This is a genomic window from Qipengyuania pacifica (assembly GCF_019711555.1).
Taxonomy (GTDB): domain Bacteria; phylum Pseudomonadota; class Alphaproteobacteria; order Sphingomonadales; family Sphingomonadaceae; genus Qipengyuania; species Qipengyuania pacifica.
Genome location: NZ_JAIGNQ010000002.1, coordinates 19,158 through 42,030, shown reverse-complemented (window position 1 = coordinate 42,030; position 22,873 = coordinate 19,158). Strand labels below are relative to the sequence as shown.

Sequence of the window (22,873 nt, the reverse complement as noted above, 5' to 3'; positions counted from 1 at the left end):
ATGAGCAGCTTCAGGACCTTGGACGACCTTGGCGACATCACCGGCAAGGTTGCGCTGGTGCGCGTCGATCTCAATCTTCCGATGCAGGAAGGCCGGGCATCGGACGTCACCCGTGTCGAGGTGGTCAAACCGACCATCCTCGAACTGGCCGATAAAGGCGCCAAGGTCTTGTTGCTTGCCCATTTCGGCCGACCGAAGGGTCAGCGCCATTCGACCATGAGCACGAGCATGGTGCAGGGCGATATCGAGCGGGTGCTCGACCGTGAAATCATGTTCATTCCCGAAGTCATGGGGCCGGTCGTCGAACAGTCGATCGGAATTCTGCGCGATGGTGATATCGGGCTGCTCGACAATGTCCGCTTCTGGCCCGGCGAAGAAGCCAACGATCCGGAGTTCGCCAAGGGCATCGCGGCGAACGGCGATTTCTATGTGAACGATGCGTTTTCTGCCGCGCACCGCGCGCACGCGTCAACCGAAGGGTTGGCGCGTCTTCTCCCGGCATATGCAGGCCGCGCCATGGAGGCCGAACTAAAAGCGCTGGATGCCGCGCTAGGCAATCCCGAGGCGCCGGTCGCGGCTGTCGTTGGGGGAGCAAAGGTTTCGACCAAGCTCGAGGTGCTGCACAATCTGGTTGGCAAGGTCCAGCACCTCATCATCGGCGGGGGCATGGCCAACACCTTCCTGGCGGCGAAGGGAGTAGATGTTGGTAAATCGCTGTGCGAGCACGATCTGACCGACACTGCCAACCGCATAATGGACGAGGCGGACCATGCAGGATGCACTGTGCATCTGCCTTACGATGTGGTGGTGGCGAAAGAATTCGCCGCCAATCCGCCGAGTATGCGGACCTGCAATGTGCATGAAGTCGCCGCCGACGAAATGATCCTCGACGTAGGTCCGCTCGCGGTCGAAGCGCTTGCCGACGTGCTCAAGACATGCCGGACGCTGGTCTGGAACGGGCCGCTGGGCGCGTTCGAAACCCAGCCGTTTGATGCGGCGACGGTTGCGCTTGCCAAGACGGCTGCAGCGCTCACGCAGGATGGTTCGCTGACATCGGTTGCCGGCGGCGGCGATACGGTCGCAGCGCTGGCGCATGCCGGTGTGAAGGACGAATTTACTTTCGTTTCCACGGCCGGCGGGGCTTTCCTGGAGTGGATGGAAGGCAAGCCCTTGCCCAGCGTTGCCGCACTGTCGGCTTAGGAGCATGCGGATATGACCGAGATCGTCGAGCCCAGCCACGGTCCAATCGCGATCACCGAAGGCGAATGGTCGGGGTGGTCCACCTGGAAATCTGATGCTTTCGAGCAGACGGCGGGACCGTTCTACGAAAAGCAGGATACGAACGGCGACTGGATTTGTGCCTTCGTCGCCGAGCAACGTCACATGAATGGTGCAGGCTTCATGCACGGCGGTTGCCTGATGACCTTTGCAGATGCTGCGCTGTTCACCATCGCCCGCAACGAGATGCGTGACAGCTATGGCGTGACGATGAACCTGGCAGGCGATTTCCTGGCCGCGGGCAAGGTCGGACAGCGCATCGAGGGCAGGGGTGAAGTGACGCGCGGTGGCGGTAAAACCGTGTTCGTACGCGGCATCGTGACGGGCGATGGAACGCCGCTGCTCAGCTTTTCCGGCATTATCCGCAAGACCGGCAAGCGAGCCGACAGGATTGGCGAGTGATCAGCGATATTCGGGATTGGGCGCATCGAACCGGCGACCATCGTTCCACAGATCGACTGAATTCCCGTGCGCTGGAATACCTCCAGCATCCTTGAGCATGCGTGCCATGTGCATCAGGTTCCAGGTCATGAATGTGGTGTTGCGACGGGTGAAGTCATTGTCGAAGCCGACATATCCCTCGCCATCTTCCCTGGCATCGCCATAGCTCGGCCCCGGTCCGGCTTCGCCCACCCAGCCGGCATCGGCTTGTGGAGGAATGGTGTAACCGACATGCTGTAGCGAGTAGAGCACGCCCATACCCACGTGCTTGATGCCGTCTTCATTGCCGGTCACGATGCAGCCACCGACCTTGCCATAGAAAACGTACTGGCCCTTCTCGTTGGTCTGACCCGAGTGGGCGTAGAGCCGCTCGATCAAGCGCTGGCAGACGCTGGATTTCTCGCCAAGCCAGATGGGCGTACCGACCACGAGAATATCGGCGGCCTTTACCTTCTCCCAGATATTCGGCCAATCATCTTGGTCGGCGCCGTGTTCGGTCATGTCGGGGAACACGCCCGGGGCGATGTTGTGATCGACCAAGCGAACTTGTTCGATCGCTACGCCATTCCGCGCGAGAATGGCTTCGGCAATACCGAGTAGCTTGTCGGTGTGCGAGCCTTCAGGGCTGAGCTTGAGGGTACAGTTGATTGTCAGCGCATTCAGATCGGAGAAATCGGTCTGATCGCTGCTGGTATGCGGATCGTTCTTGTCGTTCGGCATGTCGTCTCCTTCGCTCAATACGAAATACGATCGGCTTGGCGATAAGTTACCGATCGGCTGTTGCAGGTGCGAAAGCGCCTTTGTATGTGCGGCGCATACGAATGCATGACCACAATCGAGTGACGGGGTTCCGAGATGACTTTCGATGAAATGAAGGCGCGTATCGCACAGGGCCAAGGCTTTATTGCAGCGCTTGACCAGTCCGGCGGGTCGACCCCCAAGGCACTCAAGGGTTACGGCGTCGAAGACGGTGCGTGGACGAGCGAAGAAGAGATGTTCGGCCTGATCCACGAAATGCGTCAGCGCATTATCGAGGCTCCATGCTTCGGCAACGGCAAGGTCATCGGCGCGATCCTGTTCGAAAAGACCATGGAGGGCGAGAGCGCCGGCAAGAGTGTTCCGGAACGCCTGAAAGAGCGCGGCATCGTGCCGTTTCTCAAGGTCGACAAGGGTCTCGAGGACGAACACGACGGTGCCCAGCTGATGAAGCCCAACCCCGGCCTTGAAGACATGTGCAACCGCGCGCGAGAACTGGGGGTATTCGGCACCAAGATGCGGAGCGTCATCAAGTCGGCGGACCCGGTGGGTATCAAGGCAGCCGTTCGCCAGCAGTTTGCCGAAGGCGCAAGGATCTTGAGCTGCGGTCTGATCCCGATGCTGGAACCGGAGTATGACATCACTGCTGCCGACCGCGCCGAGGGTGAGACAATCATGCTGGAGGCGATCGAGGAGGGTCTTGAGGCACTGCCCGCCGGTCAGCAGGTCATGTTGAAACTCTCGATCCCCAAGGAAGCCGGATTATATGCAACGCTCGCGAAACACCCCAAGGTGTTGCGCGTCGTCGCACTTTCGGGTGGTTATTCGACAGAAGACGCTTGCCGCGAACTTGCAAAGAATCCGGGAATGATCGCAAGTTTCAGCCGCGGCCTTTTGCAGGATCTGCGAGCCTCGCAAAGCGACGAGGAATTCGACGGCACCTTGTCGAATGCCATCGACCAGATCCACGCTGCCAGCGTCGCCTAATTCTCAGGCGTCAGCGCTGCTCGAATACGAAGCGATATTCGCCGACCGGGATTTCCCGGTCGGTCGTCTTTTCAGGCGTAGCCGAAACAAGCACGTAGGTCCGCCCGAGTATCTCGTAAGGTTCGCCCAGGGTGAGAGGGGCTGTCTGCTTCCAGTGTGTCGCGGCGATCCGCGTCGACACAGTGAGCTTTCCGTCCCAAACGCAGCGCGCATTCATAGGGCAGCGGCTGTCTTCCGTGACGGCCAGAGGTGTCAGGATCGTATCGCCGGTCCAGACAGGCTGATTGATCCCGACGGCAGTGCCTCGCGAGGCCGCATCTCCATTCGACATGGGTGTGTCCGGGATAATTGCGCAGGCAGATAGCGGCGCGAGGATGACGGCGGCAAATAGGGCTTTCATACGACCCGATAAACGATCGTCACGCTTTCGGAGTTCTGAACGCGTGACGAAATGAGAGGATCGCATTACAGAACGCGGTCTATGACAGATTGCCAGCTTTACCTCATTTCCCCGCTCGATGTTTCGGGTGATTTCCCCCAGCGACTGGAACGAGCGCTCGATGCGGGAACCGGGATTGCGACCGCGTTCCAGTTTCGCGTGAAGGGCATCGACCAGCACGAAGCCGCGAAGCTGGCGGAGCCCCTGCAGGCGATCTGCGCTGCACGTGACGTGGCCTTCATCGTTAACGACGATGTTGCTTTGGCAAAGCGGCTGAACGCGGATGGCGTGCATCTGGGGCAGGGCGACGGCGAACCGAAAGATGCCAGGGAAGAACTTGGCCACGACATTCAGGTCGGGGTTACCTGTCACGCATCGAAGCATCTGGCGATGGAGGCGGGTGAGGCCGGCGCGGATTATGTCGCGTTCGGTGCATTCTTCGACAGCACGACGAAGGCGAGCGAGCACCGTCCTGATCTGGAAATTCTCGAATGGTGGAGCACGCTGTTCGAAATTCCGTGCGTCGCCATTGGCGGTATAACGCCCGAAAACTGCAAGCCGCTGATCGACGCAGGGGCCGACTTCCTCGCTGTCTCTGGTTCGGTCTGGAACGGCGACGAAGTCGCGGCGATCAAAGCCTTTGCGGAGCAAATCGGGACGGCATGAGTTTGCTATCCTGAAGGGGCGGGCCACGTCCCGGTTCAGGAGACTTCCCCCGTGCGTTCAATGATTTTCGTCGCTGTGTCCTCACTCGCTCTGGCCGCGTGTGGCATGCAGGGACAGGACAACGACAGCGAAAGCGACACAGCTGTTGCTGCGAGAGGTAGCACAGACCTAGGTTACGAGACCTATGGCGCTGACAATCTGGCCGACACGATGGCGTCGAACGACGATGCGCATCTCAACGGCTCCGATGCTGATCGTAACGCGGTTGCCGTTGCAGAAGAAGAACGCCCCATTATGCAGGCCCAGGTGGTTCTCGATCGGGTTGGCTTTGGTCCTGGCGTGATCGACGGGAAAATGGGCATGAGCACAGAGAATGCCTTGCGTGGTTTTCAGGAGGCCAATGACCTCGAAACTACCGGCGAACTCGACGATGCGACCAAGGCTGCCCTCTCGAAATGGGAAAAGATTCCCGCGACACGCGTGGTGACCATTCCTTCCAACTGGTCGAGCGCGCAGTATTCCGAAATTCCCGACGATCCCGCCGATATGGCGAAGCTGAAGAAGCTGGGATATACATCGCTGGATGAGCGATTGGCCGAGCGGTTCCATACCACTGTGGATGTTCTCAAGCAGTTGAACCCGAAGGTCGGCACCTCACGCACGCAAGGGGCGGCTCAACCACGTTCGGTCGCGTCCGGCTCGCCAGAGACGCCTCAGTCCCAGGACTATTTTACTGCGGGACAGGAAATCCGTGTGCCGAACATCGGGGCAGATCGAATTAAGCCCGGATCGGTAAACAATAGCGATTGGCAAAAGACGCTGGCCTCCCTGGGCGTAGGGTCAGAGCAGCCAGAGGTGGACCGCATCGTAGTGAGCAAGGCGGGTAAGACGCTGAAGGCCTATCAAGGCGATAAGCTGGTCGCCTTGTTCACCGTCAGTTCCGGGTCGAGCCAGTACCCGCTGCCGCTGGGAGAATGGGACATCGTCGGCGAAGCCTACAACCCGACATATAGTTACGACCCCGAGGTGCTGGGCAAGAACGGGTCAGACGATGGCACACACGAATTTGCGCCGGGCCCGAATTCACCCGTGGGCGTGGTGTGGATCGATCTCAGCAAGGATCACTATGGCATCCATGGGACGCCCGACCCCGAAACTATCGGCCGTGCGCAGAGCAGTGGCTGTGTCCGCCTGACCAATTGGGACGCTGCGCGGCTTGCCGGGATGGTCTCGCAATCAACTCAGGTGATTTTCGAAGCGTAAGCCGCTAGTCTCGCCTGATGAAGATCGTCGACCGGATTTTGACCATTGTGATCACCGCCACGCTGACCAGCTCGGTATGGATCGTGGCGGGTGGCAGCCTCATCGAAAATGCCAACAGTTCCAGTCAGATCAAGGTGACCCGGCCAGCGGCCGCTGCTCCTAGCCCTACGCCGAGTGAAACTGCGGGCGCGGAGCCGCTGGATACTCCGGCGGCGGAATCGACAGTCACCGTGCAGCCAAACCAGCTGCTGATCCCGGTGCAGAACATCCGCCCGAGCGATCTTAGCGATACCTATAGCGATTCGCGTGATGGCGGCTCGCGTCTTCACGAGGCGCTCGACATCATGGCCCCCAAGGGGACCAGCGTACTATCAGCGACGCCGGGTGTAATCGAACGGCTGTTTCAGTCCGACGCGGGCGGGAAGACGATTTATGTCCGCTCGGTCGATGGCGAAACGATCTATTACTATGCGCATCTCGATGATTATGCGCAGGGTCTGAAAGAAGGTCAGCGGGTCCGCCGTGGTCAGCGGATCGGAACGGTGGGAAGTTCTGGTAACGCCTCGGAAGATGCGCCGCATCTGCACTTCGCGATACTACAGACAACCAAAGACGCAGAATGGTGGGAACCGGCGACTGCGATCAATCCGTTTCCGCTACTCAGCAACAGGTGATCAGTTTTTTACCGGGCCCGAACGATGACAGCGCAGGCGCCCGAGTTTGCCATCGCTTCCGACCTCTTGAAGAATGCCCGAACCTAATCGCATGAATTTCATGCCGCGCATGGGGCCACGAGTGAAGGTCACTTGCTTGCCTTCCATGAGATAGGTCCCGGCACTGTTGCCCGAGCGATAGCTTGAGCCGCCAATGATGGTAAAGTCGCGGGCATCCTGTTCGAGCCAGGCCGAACCGGCGGCATCGCCCGGCAAGGCGCAGATATATTCGCCCTGATCTAGCAGGGCCAAGCGGCCTTGCGCGGAAGCCGGTGCAGTCGTTGCAGTTGCAAGCGCGGCGAGTAGGATGAATGTGTTGGTCTGTTTCATGTCCGGTATCCGAATGACGACATAGCGATGTTCGCCGCGTTTTTCCACTCGCTTGCCCGCACGGGTTTGCTCGGCTAAGGCGCGCGGCATAGTCCCGCCTGTGGGCGGACATGCTCTTTTATAAGTTGAAGGTAGCTTCCCATGAAGATCAGCGGCGTGGACATTCGTCCGGGCAATATCATCGAGTACGAAGGCGGCATCTGGAAAGTCGCCAAGATCCAGCACACGCAGCCTGGCAAGGGTGGCGCCTACATGCAGGTCGAGATGAAGAACCTGCAGGATGGCCGCAAAACCAATGTGCGCTTCCGCAGCGCCGACACGGTCGAAAAGGTCCGCCTCGATACGAAGGACTACCAGTTCCTTTATGAAGATGGCGACATGCTGGTGTTCATGGATCAGGAAAGCTACGAACAGATCAACCTGCCGAGCGACCTGTTGGGCGATGCGCGCCCCTTCCTGCAGGACGGCATGCAGGTGAAGCTCGAACTGTGGGAAGAAAAGCCCATCTCGGTGGAACTGCCGGCGCAGATCGAAGCCGAAATCGTCGAGGCCGACGCCGTGGTGAAGGGGCAGACCGCTTCGTCGAGCTACAAGCCCGCCGTGTTGGATAATGGTGTACGCATCATGGTCCCGCCGCATATCGAAAGCGGAACGCGGATCATCGTCGACGTTTATGAACAGAGCTACGTCGGCAAAGCCGGATAGGCGATCTTTCGCCGTCCAGTCCCTGAATACCGACGGCACAAAGTTCGACCGAAGTTGAGATCGGGCAAACCGATCTCGTAGCCGGTTCCACCGAAGTGCTGACCGAATAAGAGAGTTCCCATGGCCGTTTTATCGGGTGTCATCCGCGTAATGGAAAAGGCAGCGCGCAAGGCGGGTGGCCGCCTGCGTCGCGACTTCGGAGAGGTCGAGCACCTCCAGGTCAGCCATAAGGGGCCGGCAGACTTCGTATCGAAGGCGGATCGGATCGCCGAGCGCACCATCTACGACGAACTTCTCGCCGCACGGCCGGATTGGGGATTTGTGATGGAAGAAGCCGGTGTGATCGAAGGGGACGAAAACAAGCCCCGATGGATCGTCGATCCGCTCGACGGCACCAGCAACTTCCTGCATGGCATTCCGCATTTCGCTATCAGCATCGCCGTCCAGGAACCGAAGCTCGGCGGTGGAGGCTGGGGCGATGTCACGGCAGCGGTCGTCTACAACCCCGTCACCGACGAAACCTTCTGGGCCGAAAAGAGCCGCGGCGCCTGGCTGCACGATGGACGGTTACGGGTGTCTGCGCGCCGCAGTCTTTCCGAAGCCCTGATCGCGACCGGCATCCCCTTTCAGGGCCGTGGCAATTTCGGCGAATGGACCAAGATCTTCGGCGCGATCGGTCCTCAGGTTGCAGGTATCCGGCGCTACGGTGCGGCATCGCTTGACCTCGCATGGCTCGCGGCCGGGCGCTTCGACGGCTTCTGGGAAAGCGATCTCAACGATTGGGATACTGCCGCTGGTTGCCTTATCGTTCGTGAAGCAGGCGGCTTCGTTTCCGATTTTCGTGGCCGGTCGGAGCCCATCCATGCGGCTCAGGTTCTCGCCGCCAACGACACATTGCATTCCAAGCTGCACAAGCTCCTCGTAAACGCTCTCAAGGCTTAGAATTACAGGGCGAGCGAGGCGGGGAACCAACCCTGCCAGGCAACGTCTCTTGAGTAACGAAACTCAAGAGGTCGCGCATGTTGAAAGTGTTGGGTGTTGCCATGGTTTTTGCAGTGTGTCCCGCACCTGCAATGGCGCAACCTGTCGCCTCGGGAATGCCACGCGGGCCTGCGTTGCATTCACACGATTTCAATCTGGCCGACTTGGCATCACCCGCCTCGCTGAACCAAGTCAAAGTCACGCCGATGCAGCCCGTTCTGCCTCGCAATGTGGATCTACGCGATTTCAATCCGCCAGCGGTGCAAGTCGAGCTGGCAGACCGCGGGCCGGTACTTTCCGTCGGGGCAATCGGAGCCAGGTTCAAAGATGCCCCGCGACTTGCCCACATCGCCATCGGTATGGATTTCTGATCAGCAATTGCAACGCGGCGCTTGAACAGGCTGCAACTGCAAGCTATCCGCCGCGCTCCCGACCCAGTGCCCCTGTGGCGGAATTGGTAGACGCGCTCGACTCAAAATCGAGTTTCTTCTGAAGTGCCGGTTCGAGTCCGGCCAGGGGTACCAAACTATTCCTTGCTACTAAGAGGATAGTTTGGAAGGCAGGTTATTGGATGATCGGGGTTCCTTCCTACCACGCAATTGCTGCAATGGCCGTGACGACCGCGATGTTCGTGGCTTTCGCGCGTGGCCGGATGTCGGTCGAGATCATCTCTTTGCTCACGATCGCGGTAATCGCGGTTGGACTGTATTTCTTTCCTCTACCTGACACGCAACCTATCGATGGTCTCGGATTGGCATTTTCCGGCTTCGGCCATTACGCCCTGATTACCATCTGTGCGCTCATGATCATGGGCAGAGGGCTGGTTGTTACCGGCGCTCTCGAACCGGCCGCCAGGTTTCTGGAGCGGCTGTTCAAGGTCAATCTACAGCTCGGCCTGCTGTTCTCGCTGGTAGTCACATTCCTGCTGTCGATGGGCATCAACAACACCCCGGTCCTTGTGCTCCTGATGCCGATCTTCGTTCACCTCGCCATGCGTGGTGCGATGGCTGCGTCGAAAACGCTCATCCCACTCAATGCAGCATCGCTTATAGGCGGAATGGCGACGACGATCGGTACATCGACCAACATCCTGGTCGTATCGATCGCGGTGGATCTCGGTATGCCGGAAATGGGTGTCTTCCATTTCACCCCGATCGTGCTGATCGCCGCTGTGGTTGCGCTGCCGTTCATATGGATTGTTATGCCGCGCATGCTGGGCGACAACCGTATCGAGACGGTTCATGCCCAGCGCTTGTTCGAAGCCAGACTTCGTGTGACTGAAAATTCCGTGCTCAATGGCCGCGAGCTATCCGAACTGAGTACTCGCTTGCCGGCGGGGATCGAGTTCCACGACGTTCCAGTGGGCCTGCTTCGCCCCCAGCACCGCCTCCGCATGACCGGTACGCACGAAGCGATTGAAGAAGCGATGGCAACCTTGCGCGGAGATGCTGCGCCAAGCTGGGTGATCGATCGTATCCGCCGCAGGTCGGATGAAACCGGGACCGACATCGCCGTGGGCGAAATGATCGTCACGGCGGATTCGCGGCTCATCGGTCGGACGCTTCCGAGCTCGGGTATTGCCGATCTCTATGGGGTCGCGGTCATCGGCACTCATCGCCCTGATCGTCTGGTGGGTGAAAAGGAGCAGTTCTCAGAAGGCGGCGATCTTCGTTTTGCCGAAGGGGACGTGCTGCTGGTCATGGGGCTGGCCGACGACATGCAGCATTTCGCGCGATCGGACAGTCTGCTCCAGCTCGAGGGGATGCGGGAGCTGCCGCGTCGTTCGAAGGCAGTGCTCGCCGCGGGCATAATGGGTGGGTCGATCACGCTGGCGTCGATCGGGCTAGTTCCAATTGCCATTGCATCGCTTGCAGGCGCGATACTCATGTTTGTTACCGGCTGCGTGAAGTTCGATCGGGTGGGGCGCGGGCTATCAGGTAGCGTAATCGTTCTAGTGGCGGCCAGTATTGCTTTGGGCAGGATCATTCTCGAGAGTGGTGCAGCCGACTGGATCGGCGGGGTCATGGCGGCGGGGCTCGATTACCTTTCCCCAGGGGCGGCGCTGGCCGCCATTATGCTGGCGATGACGTTCCTGACCAATTTTGCGTCGAATGCCACGGCAGCCACAGTGGGCACTCCAATAGCGTTTGCTATCGCCAGCAAGCTGGATCTTCCGCCCGAACCCTTGGTGCTGGCTGTGCTGTTCGGGTGCAATTTGTGTTATGCGACGCCTATCGCGTATCAGACCAATATGTTGATCATGGCCGAGGGATCTTACGAATTCAGAGATTACGTGCGCACGGGGGTGCCGCTCGTCCTGATCATGGTTACCGTATTGTCGCTCGCGCTTGTCGTGACCTACGGCTTGTAGAGCGCCGCTGACCGTTGGTCTTCGGTAATGGTCACTGGACCGGATTCATTGGACTTCAGCCCGCGAAACGCTCGCGAGCAAATCGATTGGGGAGAATAAAGGGTATGTCGAAATCAATTTCCACCGGCCTTGCTGCAATTGCAGTGATGCTCGCTTCGCCAGTGAGCGCAAAAGATCTGAGAGCAGATCTTGAAGGCGACATGCCCGAACTGATGGAGCTTTACCGGGATCTTCACGCCAACCCGGAATTGAGTTTCGAGGAGCATGAAACAGCGGCCAAGCTGGCCAAGCGTATGCGCGCACTGGGTTTCGAGGTTACCGAGAGTGTCGGGAAAACGGGTGTCGTATCGGTAATGAAGAACGGCGAAGGCCCGACAGTCCTCTTGCGCGCAGATATGGATGGTCTTCCCGTGGTCGAACAGACGGGTCTGCCGTTTGCTTCCAAAGTAACCGCTACTCCGGCAAGTGGAGTGACCACTGGGGTGATGCATGCTTGTGGGCATGACACGCACATGGCGGGTTTTATCGGCGCTGCGCAGCTTCTGGTGAAGCATAAAAACGAGTGGCAGGGTACTCTCGTCATGGTCTTGCAGCCGGCCGAAGAGATCGGACTTGGCGCGCTCGCGATGATCGAGGACGGCCTGTACACGCGCTTTCCGAAACCTGATTACGCTCTGGCATTCCATGACGCGGCAGCACCTGCCCCTGCTGGCACGATCGGTTATACTCCCGGTTACGCCTTGGCCAATGTGGATAGTGTCGACATCGACGTGAAGGGCGTCGGGGGGCACGGCGCCTATCCGCATACAACGAAGGATCCGATTGTGCTGGCCAGCGCGATTGTCATGAAGTTGCAGACTGTGGTCAGCCGTGACTCTTCGCCGCTGGACCCGGCTGTGATCACGGTCGGAAGCTTCCATTCGGGCGCAAAGCACAACATCATAAGTGACGAAGCCAAATTGCAACTAACCGTGCGCAGTTATTCTGATGAGAGCCGTCAGTTGTTACTGGACGGCATCCGCCGGGTCGCGCGAGGGGAGGCTATTGCAGCCGGTGTGCCTGAGGAATTGATGCCGGAAGTGACGGTGGAAGATCCCTACACCCCCTCCACTTTCAACGATCCCGAGTTCACTGCCGAAGTTGCAAGCAAGTTCAAACAAAGGTTTGGCGAAGACCGTGTGATGGAATGGCCCGCGGTGATGGGGGGCGAAGATTTCAGCCAGTTTCGGCGCGCTGCCCCGGAAGATGTCGATTCGATGATCTTCTGGATTAGCGGAACGACCCAGCCGATGCTCGATGCGCTGGAGAGCGATGGAAAACCGCTTCCTTCGTTGCATTCGCCGTTCTGGGCCCCTGACGCTGAGAAAGTGATCGAAACGGGGGCCGAGGCCTTGGCCAGCGCCGCCATCGAACTGATGCCGCGCGCGGGCGCCTGATTTACCCAAAAGTGTGGCCGCCGGAGCGTTGGGGCGCTCCGACGGCCATATTCTCCTCCCCAGGAGAAAGCGTGTCAGTCTTTAGCCGTCAGAAGGAACATAGGTCCCCAGCCGGTGATGCAGGGCGTTGATCTTCGCCAATTCTTCCCGGTCTTCAGTCTGGCGGGCGTAATGCGTCAGGGCAGTACGCAGAAGGCGAAAGTCTGCGGTGGAGAACAGCGCGCGGGCGCGGCCGGGCTCGGTCTTGGGAGTGTCGTCTGTCATGGTCGTCATCCTCTCTCTCCTTACGCTGCAGCGAACTGGTTCATAGTGTTGTCTTCGCCGCCAGCCTTGAGTGCTGCTTCACCGGCAAAGTACTCCTTGTGATCGTCCCCGATGTCGGAGCCGGCCATATTCTGGTGTTTCACACACGCGATGCCCTGGCGGATCTCCTCACGTTGCACGTTCTTGACGTAACCGAGCATGGCCTGTTCACCGAAGTATTCGCGAGCGAGGTTATCAGTGCTGAGAGCCGCTGTGTGGTAGGTCGGCAGTGTGATGAGGTGGTGGAAAATACCCGCACGCTTCGCGGCATCTGCCTGGAAAGTGCGAATCTTCTCGTCTGCTTCAGCCGCAAGCTCGGTGCCGTCGTAATCTACACTCATCAGTTTGGCGCGATCGAACGCCGAAACGTCCTTTCCAGCTTCTGTCCACGCATCGTAGACCTGCTGACGGAAATTCAGTGTCCAATTGAAGCTGGGCGAATTGTTGTAAACCAGCTTGGCGTTGGGAACGACCTCGCGGACACGATCCACCATACCGGCAATCTGCTCGACATGCGGTTTTTCCGTTTCGATCCATAACAGGTCGGCCCCGTTCTGAAGCGCCGTGATGCAATCGAGTACGCAGCGATCTTCACCCGTGCCGGACCGGAATTGGTACAGGTTCGAGGGCAGGCGCTTGGGCGCTAATAGCTTGCCGTCGCGGCTGATGAAGACCTGGCCATTGGTAATGCTTGCCGGATCGACCTCGTCGCAATCGAGAAAGCTGTTGTACTGATCGCCAATGTCGCCGGGTTCGGTCGAATAGGCGATTTGCTTAGTCAGACCAGCACCGAGGCTGTCCGTACGGGCGACAATGATGCCATCGGGAACGCCGAGTTCCAGAAATGCGTAGCGAATGGCGCGGATTTTCTGAAGGAAATCCTCGTGCGGCACAGTCACCTTGCCATCCTGATGGCCACACTGTTTTTCATCCGAAACCTGATTTTCGATCTGGAGAGCGCAGGCACCGGCCTCGATCATCTTCTTCGCAAGAAGGTAGGTTGCCTCGGCATTGCCGAACCCCGCGTCGATATCGGCGATGATCGGGACGACATGCGTCTGATGCTCGTCGATGGCTTTCAGAAGGCGATGGGTGTTGACCGCATCTCCTGCTTCCTTCGCCGCGTCGAGTTCGCGGAACAGACCGCCGAGTTCGCGTGCATCCGCCTGCTTCAAGAAGGTGTAGAGTTCTTCGATCAGCGCAGGGACGCTGGTCTTCTCGTGCATCGATTGATCTGGAAGCGGTCCGAATTCGCTACGCAGCGCGGCGACCATCCATCCGGACAGGTAAAGGTAACGGCGTTTGGTGCTGCCGAAGTGCTTCTTGATCGAAATCATCTTCTGCTGAGCGATGAAGCCGTGCCACGTACCGAGCGACTGCGTGTAGTTCGCAGGATCCCGATCATACGCATCCATGTCTTCGCGCATGATCCGCGCAGTGTAGCGCGCAATGTCGAGCCCGGTGCGGAAACGGTTTTGAACGACCATGCGCGCAGCGCTTTGAGCATCGATCGCAGCCCATGGCGCACCGTTTGCTGCGATGGTTTCGTTCATTTCATTGATCCGGGCCGAGTAGGTCACGGGAGTGCTCCTTGTCGCTATAGGCTTGATCGCCTGTCGATGCTTCTGGCTGGCCGTAGCGGTGAACGATAGGGAAATTTACAGAATAACTTGTCATATCGCGCCGTGGATCGCTAGTCTGTATGTAAATATGTGAAGAAAGTTACAGATGGTTGAAGCAGCTCTTTTCGCCGGTCCCGCCCTTCGAAGGCTTCGCAAACGGGAAAGCCTGACCCAAGCCGCAGCCGCCGCACGCCTGGGCATTTCCCCTAGCTACCTGAACTTGATCGAGCGCAACCAGCGCCCGATCAGCGCGCGCGTTATGGTGCAACTGGTCGAGCAATTTGACTTCGACCCAAGGTCACTTCGCGAAGATGAAGCTATTGGCGGAATCGAAGGACTGGCTCGCCGTCTTGCCGATGAACGTTTTGCCGATTTAGGAATAGACCGGGAAGAGGCGCATGAATTCCTCGCCTCGGCCCCTCAAGTCGCTGCCGCTTTTGCTCGCCTGTACGACACCGCAGGACCGATCGGATCAGTCGCGAACGACCCTCTGGCAGCATCGCGACGTGAGGTGGAGCGGTGGCGCAATCATTTTGCAGATCTCGATACGGCGGCAGAGGAGCTGGCGGATGAACTGCGCTTGTCGCGAGGGGATATCGGCGTGGCTCTTACCGAGCGTTTGCGCGAGCGCCATCAGCTTGCTGTCAGGATCCTCCCCCGCGATGTAATGCCCGACAGCCTCCGCCGCCTCGATCTCCACGCACGGCAGGTGCAGCTTTCGGAAATGCTGAGTATTCCTTCGCGTAATTTTCAGCTCGCTCTGCAAATCGCCAATCTTGAATTTGCCGATTTGGTCGACTCAGTTGCCAAGGGTGCCAAGTTTGAAGAGGAAACCGCGCGAGCGTTGTTCGCGCGCCATCTCAACGGGTACTTCGCCGCAGCTTTGCTGATGCCCTATAGTCGGTTCCTGCGCGCTTGCGAGGCGACCGGATATGATCTTCCTCTTCTTGAAAGGCGCTTTGGCGTCAGCTTCGAGCAGCTCGCCCATCGGCTGACCACGCTTCAGCGGGTTGGGCAACGTGGCCTGCCGTTCTTCATGGTGCGGCTCGACCGGGCTGGACAGTTTTCCAAGACCTTTGCGGGAGCCAGTACTGCGCGCTTCATTGATTCTGCCGTAAGCTGCCCCCTGTGGCATGCGCATCGGGCTTTCAATCGTGCGGGCGAATTGCAAGTCCAGCTGGTAGCCCCCGATAATACCGGTGACCGGGATGGTGGCTGGCTGACCATGGCCCGAACGGTCGAGGGAAGCGGATCGCCCGGCGATGCACAGTTTGTCGTTGCGATCGGGGTGGAAGCTGTATTGGCCGAAGACCTGGCGCAAGCTCGCGGAGTTTCGCTGCGGTCCGATAATGCACAGCCCATCGGCCCAGGTTGCGCTGCATGCCATCGCATCCGCTGCAGTCAGCGCTCGCTTCCTCCCGTTGGGCGCAAGCTTATCTTCGATAGATCGAGGCGAGGTATCACACCCTTCGAGCTTGAAGACGTTAACCAATAATCGGTCGCCTCGGCGGAACTCACGCCTGAGAGGGCGCGTTTTCGGTGCATAGATAGATCTCAGGGAAATATGGTCATGACCGAAGAACGCATTACGGAAACCACCGATTCAGCCGGCAATACCCATACCACGCATACAGTTGTATCCGACGGTGCCAATCGCAGCGGTGGCACGAATTGGGCCATTATCCTGTTGGTGCTAGTCGTGGCGATCGTCGGCATTTTCTTCCTGTCGCAAATGAATAACGCCGAGGTCGCAAAGGACAATGCGATTGCCGGTGCTGCCGATCAGGTCGGTAACGCCGCTGGGCAAGTGGGGGAAGCTGCGCAAAATGCCGGAAATGCGGTTGAGGACGCGGTGGCCAACTGAAGCCATTTCAATGCGCTTGGAAGTGTAACGCTTATTGCCAGTGTAAAATTTACCGACGGTTCACTCTATGTTTGCTAGTCAGGAATTCCGACACTAGCCAATTGCGAGCCGGCCCCGGATGATCCGCCTGTTCAAACACTACATTTCATACAATGTGGTGTTGCTATCAGTAACAGATCTGGTTCTGCTCTTCATAGCAGGCGAAGGTGCATGGCGGCTGCGCGTAACGCAGATCTCTGTCGATGCCGGGCCGCTCGCAGAGCGCATTCCGGAACTGGTCGGCTTTGCCGGTGTGGTATGGCTGGCCATGATTGCGGTCGGGACCTATGGCCCGGAAGCGCTCCGCTCCCTCCGCTTTGCCACTGCCCGCTTGCTTGTCGCCGTCAGCCTTGGCGTGCTCGCGATCGCATTGATGAACTTCGTTCTGCCAGGGTCGGCACTTTGGCGCTCGGTCCTGTTGTATGCCATGGGCATCGCTATCCTGCTGCTTGTTGCCAATCGCATATTGGCTGGCCGCATGCTAGGTGCGGACGCTTTCCGTCGAACGATCCTCGTGCTGGGTTCGGGCAAGCGAGCGGAACGGCTGCTGCGCCTCTCGCAGAGGCGGGACAGCGGGTTTTCTGTTGGTGCATTCGTGGCGATGGGCGATAGCGCCAGCACGATCGAAACCGCAGTCCCTCGTGAATCCATATCCAATCTCGGAAAATTCATTCTTCGGGTCGGTGCAACCGAAGTAGTGCTTGCGCTGGAGGAGCGGCGCAATTCCCTGCCGCTCAAGGACTTGTTGCGGGTCAAGACCAATGGTGTCTACGTAAACGATTTCTCGAGCTTTCTGGAAAGAGAACTGGGCCGCGTCGACCTGGATACGCTCAATCCAAGTTGGCTGATATTCTCGGACGGATTCTCCGCTGGCCAGAGGCTTTCCAGCATCGGGAAGCGCTTTTTCGACATCGTCGTCAGTCTGCTGATACTTACGATCGGCGTTCCCCTGATCGCTATCTTCTCCGTTCTGATAAAACTTGAAACGAAGGGGCCTGCGTTTTTTCGGCAGACCCGTGTTGGTCTTTACGGCCAGAATTTCACACTCGTTAAATTGCGTTCGATGCGTACCGATGCCGAAGCGGCAGGGGCGAAGTGGGCCGAGAAGGATGATCCACGCATAACCCGCATCGGACGTCTCATCCGCAAGGTTCGCATCGATGAACTGCCGCAGGTATGGAGCGTGCTCAAAGGGGAGATGAGCTTCGTCGGGCCTCGCCCCGAAGTGCCTGCATTCGTAAGCGATCTCGAACGCGAGCTTCCCTATTACGCCGAACGACATGTTGTAAAACCTGGGATAACCGGGTGGGCGCAGATCAATTATCCTTACGGTGCAAGCATCGAAGATGCGCGGCATAAGCTTGAATACGATCTCTACTACGCCAAGAACTACACGCCTTTCCTCGATCTCCTCATCCTCTTGCAGACAGCTCGTGTAATTCTGTGGCCGGATGGCGCCAGATGACCACCTGGATCGCAAGTCTGGCCTATGTCGGATATACGGTAGGCGCGATAAGCTGCGCTCTCTCGGCGCTGTGGATTGGCAGCAGGGGCGATGCAGGCCGAACTGATCGCATGCCCGCTGTCGTGGCGTTGGCGTTGACTGCCAACTGGTGCTTTGCAGCAGCAAGCTTTGGACCAAGTCGACCGATCGTGGAATTGAGCGAGGTCGCGCGTAATCTGGCGTGGCTGTTCATGTTATACCGGCTTTTCGCCAATGATGGCCGCGATGAAACGCTGCGATTGGTGCGCCCGACAGCAATCGCGCTCGTACTCGTCGAAATTTTGCAAATCGCATTGCTCTTGATCGCTCGACAGAATGTGCCCGGCACTGACCTTATTGCGATCTTCGACACCGCGTCCTTGTTTCGCATTCTGGTTTGCGTTGGCGCGCTGGTATTGCTCCATAATCTCTATGTTGGCGCCGCAATATCCTCTCGGCAAATCCTGCGCTGGAATGTGGCGGCACTCGTGTGGTTTTGGGTTTTCGATCTCAACTATTTCACGATCGCTTATGTGACGGGGGCGGTGCCACTCGAACTGGATGCACTCCGCGGATTGGCCGCTGCAATTTGTGCAGTTCCCTTTGCGATGGGGTTCAATCGCAATGCATCCGGGTTGGAATTCCGACCATCACGGGCAGTCACCTTCCGGTTTCTCTCTCTCATGGTGATCGCTGCCTATCTGATCGTGATGTTTGCGCTTGCACGATCTTTCGATACCTTCACGGGCGATCTCGCCCGTATGACGCAAGTGGGGCTCATCATAGCAGCCGGCGCACTCGCATTGATCTGGCTGCCGTCTGCCCGCCTGCGTGGATGGTTGAGAGTGACCGCGGTCAAGCACCTGTTCAAGCATCGGTACGATTATCGGACGGAGTGGATCAGGTTCACGCATACGATTGGTGCGACCGGCCTCGATAATTCGACACTGCAAGAGCGTTTGATCAAGGCTCTTGCAGACATCACCGACAGTCATGCCGGCATTCTGCTCACCCCGGATGATGACGGTACACTACAACTTGCCGCGAACTGGCAATGGTCCGAGATCAAGGTGCCAGCAAAGGCTGCTCCGGCGGAGCTTGGCGAACTTCTCGAACGCAATGAGCTGATTGTCGCGCTGGATGAGCTGCGCGAAAACGTCGACCATTGTGGCGAACAGGTTCTGATACCGGAGTGGTTGCGCGGGGATAGGCAAGCTTGGGCAGTCGTCCCACTCCTCCATTTCGATCGCCTCGTTGGCCTCGCAATATTGTCTCGGCCGTTGGTGGAGCGAAAGCTCGACTGGGAGGATTTCGATCTGCTCAAGGTCGTGGGCAGGCAGCTGGCCAGTTATCTTGCCGAACAATCCGGTCAGGCCGCATTGCTGGAAGCGGGGAGGTTCGACGAATTCAACCGACGCATCGCTTTCGTCATGCATGACATCAAGAATTTATCGAGCCAGATGGCGCTTCTATTGCGAAACGCCGAAAAACACGCCGAAAATCCGGAATTCCGAAAAGATATGCTCGTCACATTGCGGAGCAGTGCGGACAAACTCAATGCGTTGCTCGCCAGGTTGGGGAAATACACCAGACCCGAAACCGGCGCGAGCGAGGTTCTCGAACTTTCCAACACTGTAGAGCGGCTCGCCGATCAATTCGGGCAGATCCATCCCGTAACAGTGCTTCGGTCGGAAACCGCTAGGGTCGAAGGCAATTCGAAGGCTCTGGAGCAGGCTCTCAACCACCTGATCCAGAATGCGATCGAGGCCAGTGATACCGATGCCCCGATCATGCTGGCTGCATACTCCGATGGAATCGCGGGCTTGATCCATATTGCAGACAACGGTCACGGCATGTCGCCAAATTTTCTCCGCAGCGGCCTTTTCAAGCCGTTCGTTTCTTCAAAAGCCGGGGGCTTCGGAATTGGTGCCTTCGAAGCACGCGAACTTGTTCGTGCCATGGGGGGGCGATTGGATGTGGAATCTCGCGAGGGCCTAGGCACGCGTTTTACAATAAGTCTTCCGCTTCTTTCTGCGGCGAAATTATTCGATCGCGCCGATGTTCGCGAACGCGAGGTGGCATGATGGCGCAGTCCAAGCCCAAACTTCTGATCGTCGAGGATGATGAAGGACTTCAGGCCCAACTCAAATGGGCATACGAAGATTTCGATGTCGTCATTGTCGGTACGCGCGAAGCGGCGATCGACGCGCTGAGGACGGAAGAGCCAGCAGTAGTGACACTCGATCTCGGGTTGCCGCCGGATCCCGACGGCACCAGCGAGGGCTTTGCGGTCCTCGAGGCGATCATGGCGTTGAAGCCGGACACTAAAGTCATCGTTGCGTCGGGGCATGGGGCGCGTGAAAGCGCTCTGCGCGCTGTTGATCGGGGGGCCTATGATTTCTATCAGAAGCCCGTCGACATCGACACGCTGGGGCTGATCGTGCAGCGCGCATACCGCTTGTATCAGCTTGAGACCGAGAATCGGCGACTGGCTCAACAGGTTGGCGAAGACCGGACGGTACTGGGGGCTATGGTTACGGCAGCCCCGGAGATGGCCAAAGTCGCACGAACGATTGAGCGGGTCGCACCCACCAATGTGTCGGTCATGCTCCTCGGCGCCAGTGGTACGGGCAAGGAGCTTCTGGCGAGAGGCGTGCATGATTGCAGCGAGCGCAGATGTGGTGCGTTCGTCGCAATCAATTGCGCCGCCATCCCGGAAACCCTTTTGGAAAGCGAGTTGTTCGGTCATGAAAAGGGCGCGTTCACCGGGGCAGTCAAGACCACTGAAGGCAAGATCGAGCTTGCTCACGGTGGCACGCTGTTCCTCGACGAGGTCGGCGATATCCCGCTACCTCTTCAGGTGAAGTTGTTACGGTTTCTGCAGGAGCGGAACATCGAACGTCTTGGTGGTCGGAAAACGATTCCCGTCGACACGAGGATCGTGTGTGCCACCCACCAGAACCTTGAAGCCATGATTTCGGATGGAACATTCCGAGAAGACTTGTTCTACCGCCTTGCGGAGATGGTGATCAAGGTGCCTACGCTTGCAGAGCGAACGGGCGATGCCATCCTGCTGGCCAAATATTTCCTGGCGCGTTTTGCCGACGAGATGAACCTCAAGGTAAAAGGCTTTGCGCCGGACGCACTTGCGGCAATCGACAATTGGAGCTGGCCTGGAAACGTCCGCGAGCTCGAGAACCGCGTCAAACGGGCGGTGATCATGGCCGATGCCAAATTGGTATCAGTCGAGGATCTGGATCTGGATCAGGCCGGTGATGATGGCGCAGACATCACCCTCAATATCAAAGCCGCGCGCGAGCAGGCGGATCGTCGGCTGATCCGGCAAGCGCTCGCGCGGAGCGAGGGGAATATTTCGAACACGGCAAAGTTGCTCGGTATCAGCCGCCCGACGCTGTACGACCTGCTCAAGCAGTATGACCTTCAGACTTAGCCTCAGGGCTTACTCGCTGTTGGCGTTGACCTGTCTGGTGCTGGGAGCTTGCGGGCAACCGCAGGATACCCAGCCAGAGGTCGATAAAGCGCGGGTGGAATTGGCCAATGGCAACCCTGGCATCGCCAGAATTCACCTCGACCATGCGCTCGCTGCCGGTGTTCCCCGGCGAGATCTTTCGCTCGATTTGGCGGAAGCTGCATTGGGAGAAGGAGACTTCGCGGGCGCGCGAAACTGGCTTGAAGGGGAGGATTTTCCCGCAGGGGCCGCCGCAGAGCGCCATTTGCTGCTGGGACGCATCGAGATGGCCGAGGGCAATTTAGCCGCGGCAGCGCGAGCATTCGACAGTTCTTACGAGGCAGACCCGGCGAATTCTGAACTTTGGGTCGAAATCGGGCGGCTGCGCTATCGTCGCGGCGAGCAAGTGCAGGTTTCACAGGCGGTAGAGCGCGCATTGAAATTGGATCCCGAGAACGGCGGAGCGCTACGATTTCGTGGCCAGCTGATCCGCGATGCTCAAGGCATGCGATCGGGCGTTCGCTTCCTGCGCGATGCCGTCGAGCGGCAGCCTGACGACGTTTCCTTGCGCGTTGAACTTGCGGCTACTCTTGGGGATGCGGGGGAGGCGGCAGAGGCGCTTCGAGTTTTGCGCGGGGGCGACGGCAGCGCGGTTGGTACAGCGCAGGGGCTGTTCGTCCAGGCAGTCATCGCGGCGCGGGGTGGAAATTTCCGATTGGCGCGCGACCTTCTGGGACGGTCCAGCCACGTCGAAAGGAGGGTCCCGTCAGCGCAAATCCTATCGGCCATCATCGATTTGCAGGAGGAGAACTATGCGAGTGCGGTGAGGGCTCTGGATCGAATTTATGGTGGGGGGCAGGCGGATAACCGGAGGGTTCGGGATTTGCTGGCTTACGCGCTGTCGCGCAGTGGCGGGGAGCAGGAACTGGTTTCGCGGTTTGCGCAGACTGCTGCGGGGAATGGCGGGTCTGCGTATCTGCGGACGCTGGTCGGGCGGGCTTACGAAGCGCTGGGCGACCGGGATACGGCAGCCGAATTCCTTGATCTGGCGGCGGTATCGCAAGGCGGCATGGTGGTACTTCCTGCTGTAAATACAAACAGTTCGGACAAGGGAGGCGGGGTCGAGACGCGTAATTTCGTGCGGACGGCGATTGCCCGTGCAGATCCGGCGGCGGGTGTGGCGAAGGCGCGGGATTTCGCGCGCCGGTTTCCCGGTTCGGCCGATGCGTTTTCGATTTTGGGCGACGCGGAACTGGCATCGGGTAACCGGGCGGCTGCGCGCACGGCCTATGAGCGATCTGCCGAAATCAGACGCGGATGGGTGCTGATCATACGTTTGATCGGGGTACAGAACACCCCGGCAGATGCTCGGCGTATGATCGAGACATATGTGCAGGGTAACCCGATGAACGGTGAGGCCGCCGCCATGCTGGCCGATGCCCTGGCAGCGGAAGGGAAATGGGCGAGGGCGGTGCCGCTGCTGGATCATGCCATGCAATCCGGGATGGAGCGCGTGCCCTGGGTGCTGGCCGCGCGAAGTGTGGCCGCGCGGGAACTGGGCGATCAGGAAGAGGCACTGTCCTTCGCGCTGGCAGCGCACGAATTGCAGCCGATGAACCCCTATGCAATTTCCGCGCTCATCGCGGTTCTGCCCGAGAACGACCCGAAGCGTATTGAACTTGAAGCGAAGTTGAGGTCTGTGACAGCGATCTGAACCTCTCGACACC

Annotated in this window: 22 protein-coding genes and 1 tRNA gene; 18 read left to right on the top strand and 5 right to left on the bottom strand. The window is 58.7% G+C overall.

Annotated elements, in window-relative coordinates:
• Positions 1-1,200: a phosphoglycerate kinase gene (locus K3177_RS05500; protein WP_221597497.1), complete on the top strand. Its 1,200-nt coding sequence runs from the start codon at positions 1-3 to the stop codon at positions 1,198-1,200.
• Positions 1,201-1,212: 12 nt separating this feature from the next.
• Positions 1,213-1,680 (top strand): PaaI family thioesterase, encoded by a 468-nt coding sequence (locus tag K3177_RS05495; protein ID WP_221597496.1) that lies wholly within the window; start codon positions 1,213-1,215, stop codon positions 1,678-1,680.
• On the opposite strand, the gene K3177_RS05490 is transcribed toward K3177_RS05495, so the two are convergent.
• Positions 1,681-2,439, bottom strand: coding sequence for a flavodoxin family protein (locus K3177_RS05490; protein WP_221597495.1), 759 nt, complete (start codon positions 2,437-2,439; stop codon positions 1,681-1,683). It lies immediately after the preceding gene.
• Between the two features lie 135 nt (positions 2,440-2,574).
• On the opposite strand from K3177_RS05490, the gene K3177_RS05485 reads away from it, so the two are divergent.
• Positions 2,575-3,462, top strand: coding sequence for a fructose bisphosphate aldolase (locus K3177_RS05485; RefSeq protein WP_221597494.1), 888 nt, complete (start codon positions 2,575-2,577; stop codon positions 3,460-3,462).
• Positions 3,463-3,472: 10 nt separating this feature from the next.
• On the opposite strand, the gene K3177_RS05480 is transcribed toward K3177_RS05485, so the two are convergent.
• Positions 3,473-3,793, bottom strand: coding sequence for a hypothetical protein (locus tag K3177_RS05480; RefSeq protein WP_221597493.1), 321 nt, complete (start codon positions 3,791-3,793; stop codon positions 3,473-3,475).
• A 150-nt stretch (positions 3,794-3,943) separates the two neighbouring features.
• Here K3177_RS05480 and thiE point away from each other — a divergent pair, with 150 nt between their 5' ends.
• The 3 genes from thiE to K3177_RS05465 are packed head-to-tail and all read left to right on the top strand — an operon-like array spanning position 3,944 to position 6,504.
• Positions 3,944-4,567: a thiamine phosphate synthase gene (thiE, locus tag K3177_RS05475; protein ID WP_221597492.1), complete on the top strand. Its 624-nt coding sequence runs from the start codon at positions 3,944-3,946 to the stop codon at positions 4,565-4,567.
• A 60-nt stretch (positions 4,568-4,627) separates the two neighbouring features.
• Positions 4,628-5,830 carry a L,D-transpeptidase family protein gene (locus tag K3177_RS05470; RefSeq protein WP_247714348.1) on the top strand — a complete coding sequence of 401 codons (1,203 nt, stop codon included), beginning with the start codon at positions 4,628-4,630 and terminating at the stop codon, positions 5,828-5,830.
• 17 nt (positions 5,831-5,847) lie between these two features.
• Positions 5,848-6,504 (top strand): M23 family metallopeptidase, encoded by a 657-nt coding sequence (locus tag K3177_RS05465; protein ID WP_221597491.1) that lies wholly within the window; start codon positions 5,848-5,850, stop codon positions 6,502-6,504.
• Here K3177_RS05465 and K3177_RS15315 read toward each other — a convergent pair whose 3' ends face one another.
• Positions 6,505-6,963 carry a hypothetical protein gene (locus K3177_RS15315; RefSeq protein ID WP_247714310.1) on the bottom strand — a complete coding sequence of 153 codons (459 nt, stop codon included), beginning with the start codon at positions 6,961-6,963 and terminating at the stop codon, positions 6,505-6,507.
• Positions 6,964-7,014: 51 nt separating this feature from the next.
• Here K3177_RS15315 and efp point away from each other — a divergent pair, with 51 nt between their 5' ends.
• From efp to K3177_RS05430, 6 genes are all read left to right on the top strand, one after another.
• A complete protein-coding gene (gene efp, locus K3177_RS05455; RefSeq protein WP_103023344.1) occupies positions 7,015-7,578 on the top strand; it encodes an elongation factor P in 564 nt (187 codons plus the stop codon).
• Positions 7,579-7,698: 120 nt separating this feature from the next.
• Entirely contained in the window at positions 7,699-8,520 is an 822-nt protein-coding gene (locus K3177_RS05450) for an inositol monophosphatase family protein (RefSeq protein ID WP_221597490.1), read from the top strand.
• A 131-nt stretch (positions 8,521-8,651) separates the two neighbouring features.
• Positions 8,652-8,930, top strand: a complete 279-nt coding sequence (locus K3177_RS05445) for a hypothetical protein (protein ID WP_221597489.1) — start codon at positions 8,652-8,654, stop codon at positions 8,928-8,930.
• A gap of 68 nt (positions 8,931-8,998) precedes the next feature.
• Positions 8,999-9,083 (top strand) — tRNA-Leu (locus tag K3177_RS05440).
• Positions 9,084-9,130: 47 nt separating this feature from the next.
• Positions 9,131-10,930: an SLC13 family permease gene (locus K3177_RS05435; protein ID WP_173829987.1), complete on the top strand. Its 1,800-nt coding sequence runs from the start codon at positions 9,131-9,133 to the stop codon at positions 10,928-10,930.
• A 104-nt stretch (positions 10,931-11,034) separates the two neighbouring features.
• On the top strand, positions 11,035-12,366 hold the full coding sequence (locus K3177_RS05430) for an amidohydrolase (RefSeq protein ID WP_221597488.1): 1,332 nt from the start codon (positions 11,035-11,037) through the stop codon (positions 12,364-12,366).
• An 81-nt stretch (positions 12,367-12,447) separates the two neighbouring features.
• Here K3177_RS05430 and K3177_RS05425 read toward each other — a convergent pair whose 3' ends face one another.
• Both K3177_RS05425 and K3177_RS05420 read right to left on the bottom strand, forming a co-directional pair.
• Entirely contained in the window at positions 12,448-12,639 is a 192-nt protein-coding gene (locus tag K3177_RS05425) for a hypothetical protein (RefSeq protein ID WP_369828415.1), read from the bottom strand.
• An 11-nt stretch (positions 12,640-12,650) separates the two neighbouring features.
• A complete protein-coding gene (locus K3177_RS05420; RefSeq protein ID WP_221597487.1) occupies positions 12,651-14,249 on the bottom strand; it encodes an isocitrate lyase in 1,599 nt (532 codons plus the stop codon).
• 148 nt (positions 14,250-14,397) lie between these two features.
• Between K3177_RS05420 and K3177_RS05415 the strand changes: the two genes are divergently transcribed.
• The 6 genes from K3177_RS05415 to K3177_RS05390 all read left to right on the top strand — a co-directional run bounded on the left by K3177_RS05415 (position 14,398) and on the right by K3177_RS05390 (position 22,860).
• On the top strand, positions 14,398-15,786 hold the full coding sequence (locus K3177_RS05415) for a helix-turn-helix domain-containing protein (RefSeq protein WP_221597486.1): 1,389 nt from the start codon (positions 14,398-14,400) through the stop codon (positions 15,784-15,786).
• 75 nt (positions 15,787-15,861) lie between these two features.
• Complete coding sequence (locus K3177_RS05410; RefSeq protein ID WP_196846267.1) at positions 15,862-16,155, top strand: hypothetical protein; 294 nt, start codon at positions 15,862-15,864, stop codon at positions 16,153-16,155.
• 118 nt (positions 16,156-16,273) lie between these two features.
• A complete protein-coding gene (locus K3177_RS05405; protein ID WP_221597485.1) occupies positions 16,274-17,659 on the top strand; it encodes a TIGR03013 family XrtA/PEP-CTERM system glycosyltransferase in 1,386 nt (461 codons plus the stop codon).
• Entirely contained in the window at positions 17,656-19,761 is a 2,106-nt protein-coding gene (prsK, locus tag K3177_RS05400) for an XrtA/PEP-CTERM system histidine kinase PrsK (protein ID WP_221597484.1), read from the top strand. The genes K3177_RS05405 and prsK overlap by 4 nt, the downstream gene beginning before the upstream one ends.
• Positions 19,761-21,128 carry a PEP-CTERM-box response regulator transcription factor gene (prsR, locus tag K3177_RS05395; RefSeq protein WP_221597483.1) on the top strand — a complete coding sequence of 456 codons (1,368 nt, stop codon included), beginning with the start codon at positions 19,761-19,763 and terminating at the stop codon, positions 21,126-21,128. The genes prsK and prsR overlap by 1 nt, the downstream gene beginning before the upstream one ends.
• Positions 21,112-22,860 carry a tetratricopeptide repeat protein gene (locus tag K3177_RS05390; protein ID WP_221597482.1) on the top strand — a complete coding sequence of 583 codons (1,749 nt, stop codon included), beginning with the start codon at positions 21,112-21,114 and terminating at the stop codon, positions 22,858-22,860. Before prsR ends, K3177_RS05390 begins: the two co-directional genes overlap by 17 nt.
• Positions 22,861-22,873 lie beyond the last annotated feature (13 nt).

Bases quoted from the DNA above. Each gene is read 5' to 3' on its own strand.
- K3177_RS05415 (WP_221597486.1), top strand. From the start codon at position 14,398: ATGGTTGAAGCAGCTCTTTTCGCCGGTCCCGCCCTTCGAAGGCTTCGC.
- K3177_RS05500 (WP_221597497.1), top strand. From the start codon at position 1: ATGAGCAGCTTCAGGACCTTGGACGACCTTGGCGACATCACCGGCAAG.
- prsR (WP_221597483.1), top strand. From the start codon at position 19,761: ATGGCGCAGTCCAAGCCCAAACTTCTGATCGTCGAGGATGATGAAGGA.
- thiE (WP_221597492.1), top strand. From the start codon at position 3,944: ATGACAGATTGCCAGCTTTACCTCATTTCCCCGCTCGATGTTTCGGGT.
- K3177_RS05435 (WP_173829987.1), top strand. From the start codon at position 9,131: ATGATCGGGGTTCCTTCCTACCACGCAATTGCTGCAATGGCCGTGACG.
- K3177_RS05445 (WP_221597489.1), top strand. From the start codon at position 8,652: ATGGCGCAACCTGTCGCCTCGGGAATGCCACGCGGGCCTGCGTTGCAT.
- K3177_RS05450 (WP_221597490.1), top strand. From the start codon at position 7,699: ATGGCCGTTTTATCGGGTGTCATCCGCGTAATGGAAAAGGCAGCGCGC.
- K3177_RS05480 (WP_221597493.1), bottom strand. From the start codon at position 3,793: ATGTCGAATGGAGATGCGGCCTCGCGAGGCACTGCCGTCGGGATCAAT.
- K3177_RS05405 (WP_221597485.1), top strand. From the start codon at position 16,274: ATGATCCGCCTGTTCAAACACTACATTTCATACAATGTGGTGTTGCTA.
- prsK (WP_221597484.1), top strand. From the start codon at position 17,656: ATGACCACCTGGATCGCAAGTCTGGCCTATGTCGGATATACGGTAGGC.
- K3177_RS05485 (WP_221597494.1), top strand. From the start codon at position 2,575: ATGACTTTCGATGAAATGAAGGCGCGTATCGCACAGGGCCAAGGCTTT.
- K3177_RS05425 (WP_369828415.1), bottom strand. From the start codon at position 12,639: ATGACGACCATGACAGACGACACTCCCAAGACCGAGCCCGGCCGCGCC.
- K3177_RS05465 (WP_221597491.1), top strand. From the start codon at position 5,848: ATGAAGATCGTCGACCGGATTTTGACCATTGTGATCACCGCCACGCTG.
- K3177_RS05430 (WP_221597488.1), top strand. From the start codon at position 11,035: ATGTCGAAATCAATTTCCACCGGCCTTGCTGCAATTGCAGTGATGCTC.
- K3177_RS05410 (WP_196846267.1), top strand. From the start codon at position 15,862: ATGACCGAAGAACGCATTACGGAAACCACCGATTCAGCCGGCAATACC.
- efp (WP_103023344.1), top strand. From the start codon at position 7,015: ATGAAGATCAGCGGCGTGGACATTCGTCCGGGCAATATCATCGAGTAC.
- K3177_RS05470 (WP_247714348.1), top strand. From the start codon at position 4,628: ATGATTTTCGTCGCTGTGTCCTCACTCGCTCTGGCCGCGTGTGGCATG.
- K3177_RS15315 (WP_247714310.1), bottom strand. From the start codon at position 6,963: ATGCCGCGCGCCTTAGCCGAGCAAACCCGTGCGGGCAAGCGAGTGGAA.
- K3177_RS05390 (WP_221597482.1), top strand. From the start codon at position 21,112: ATGACCTTCAGACTTAGCCTCAGGGCTTACTCGCTGTTGGCGTTGACC.
- K3177_RS05495 (WP_221597496.1), top strand. From the start codon at position 1,213: ATGACCGAGATCGTCGAGCCCAGCCACGGTCCAATCGCGATCACCGAA.
- K3177_RS05490 (WP_221597495.1), bottom strand. From the start codon at position 2,439: ATGCCGAACGACAAGAACGATCCGCATACCAGCAGCGATCAGACCGAT.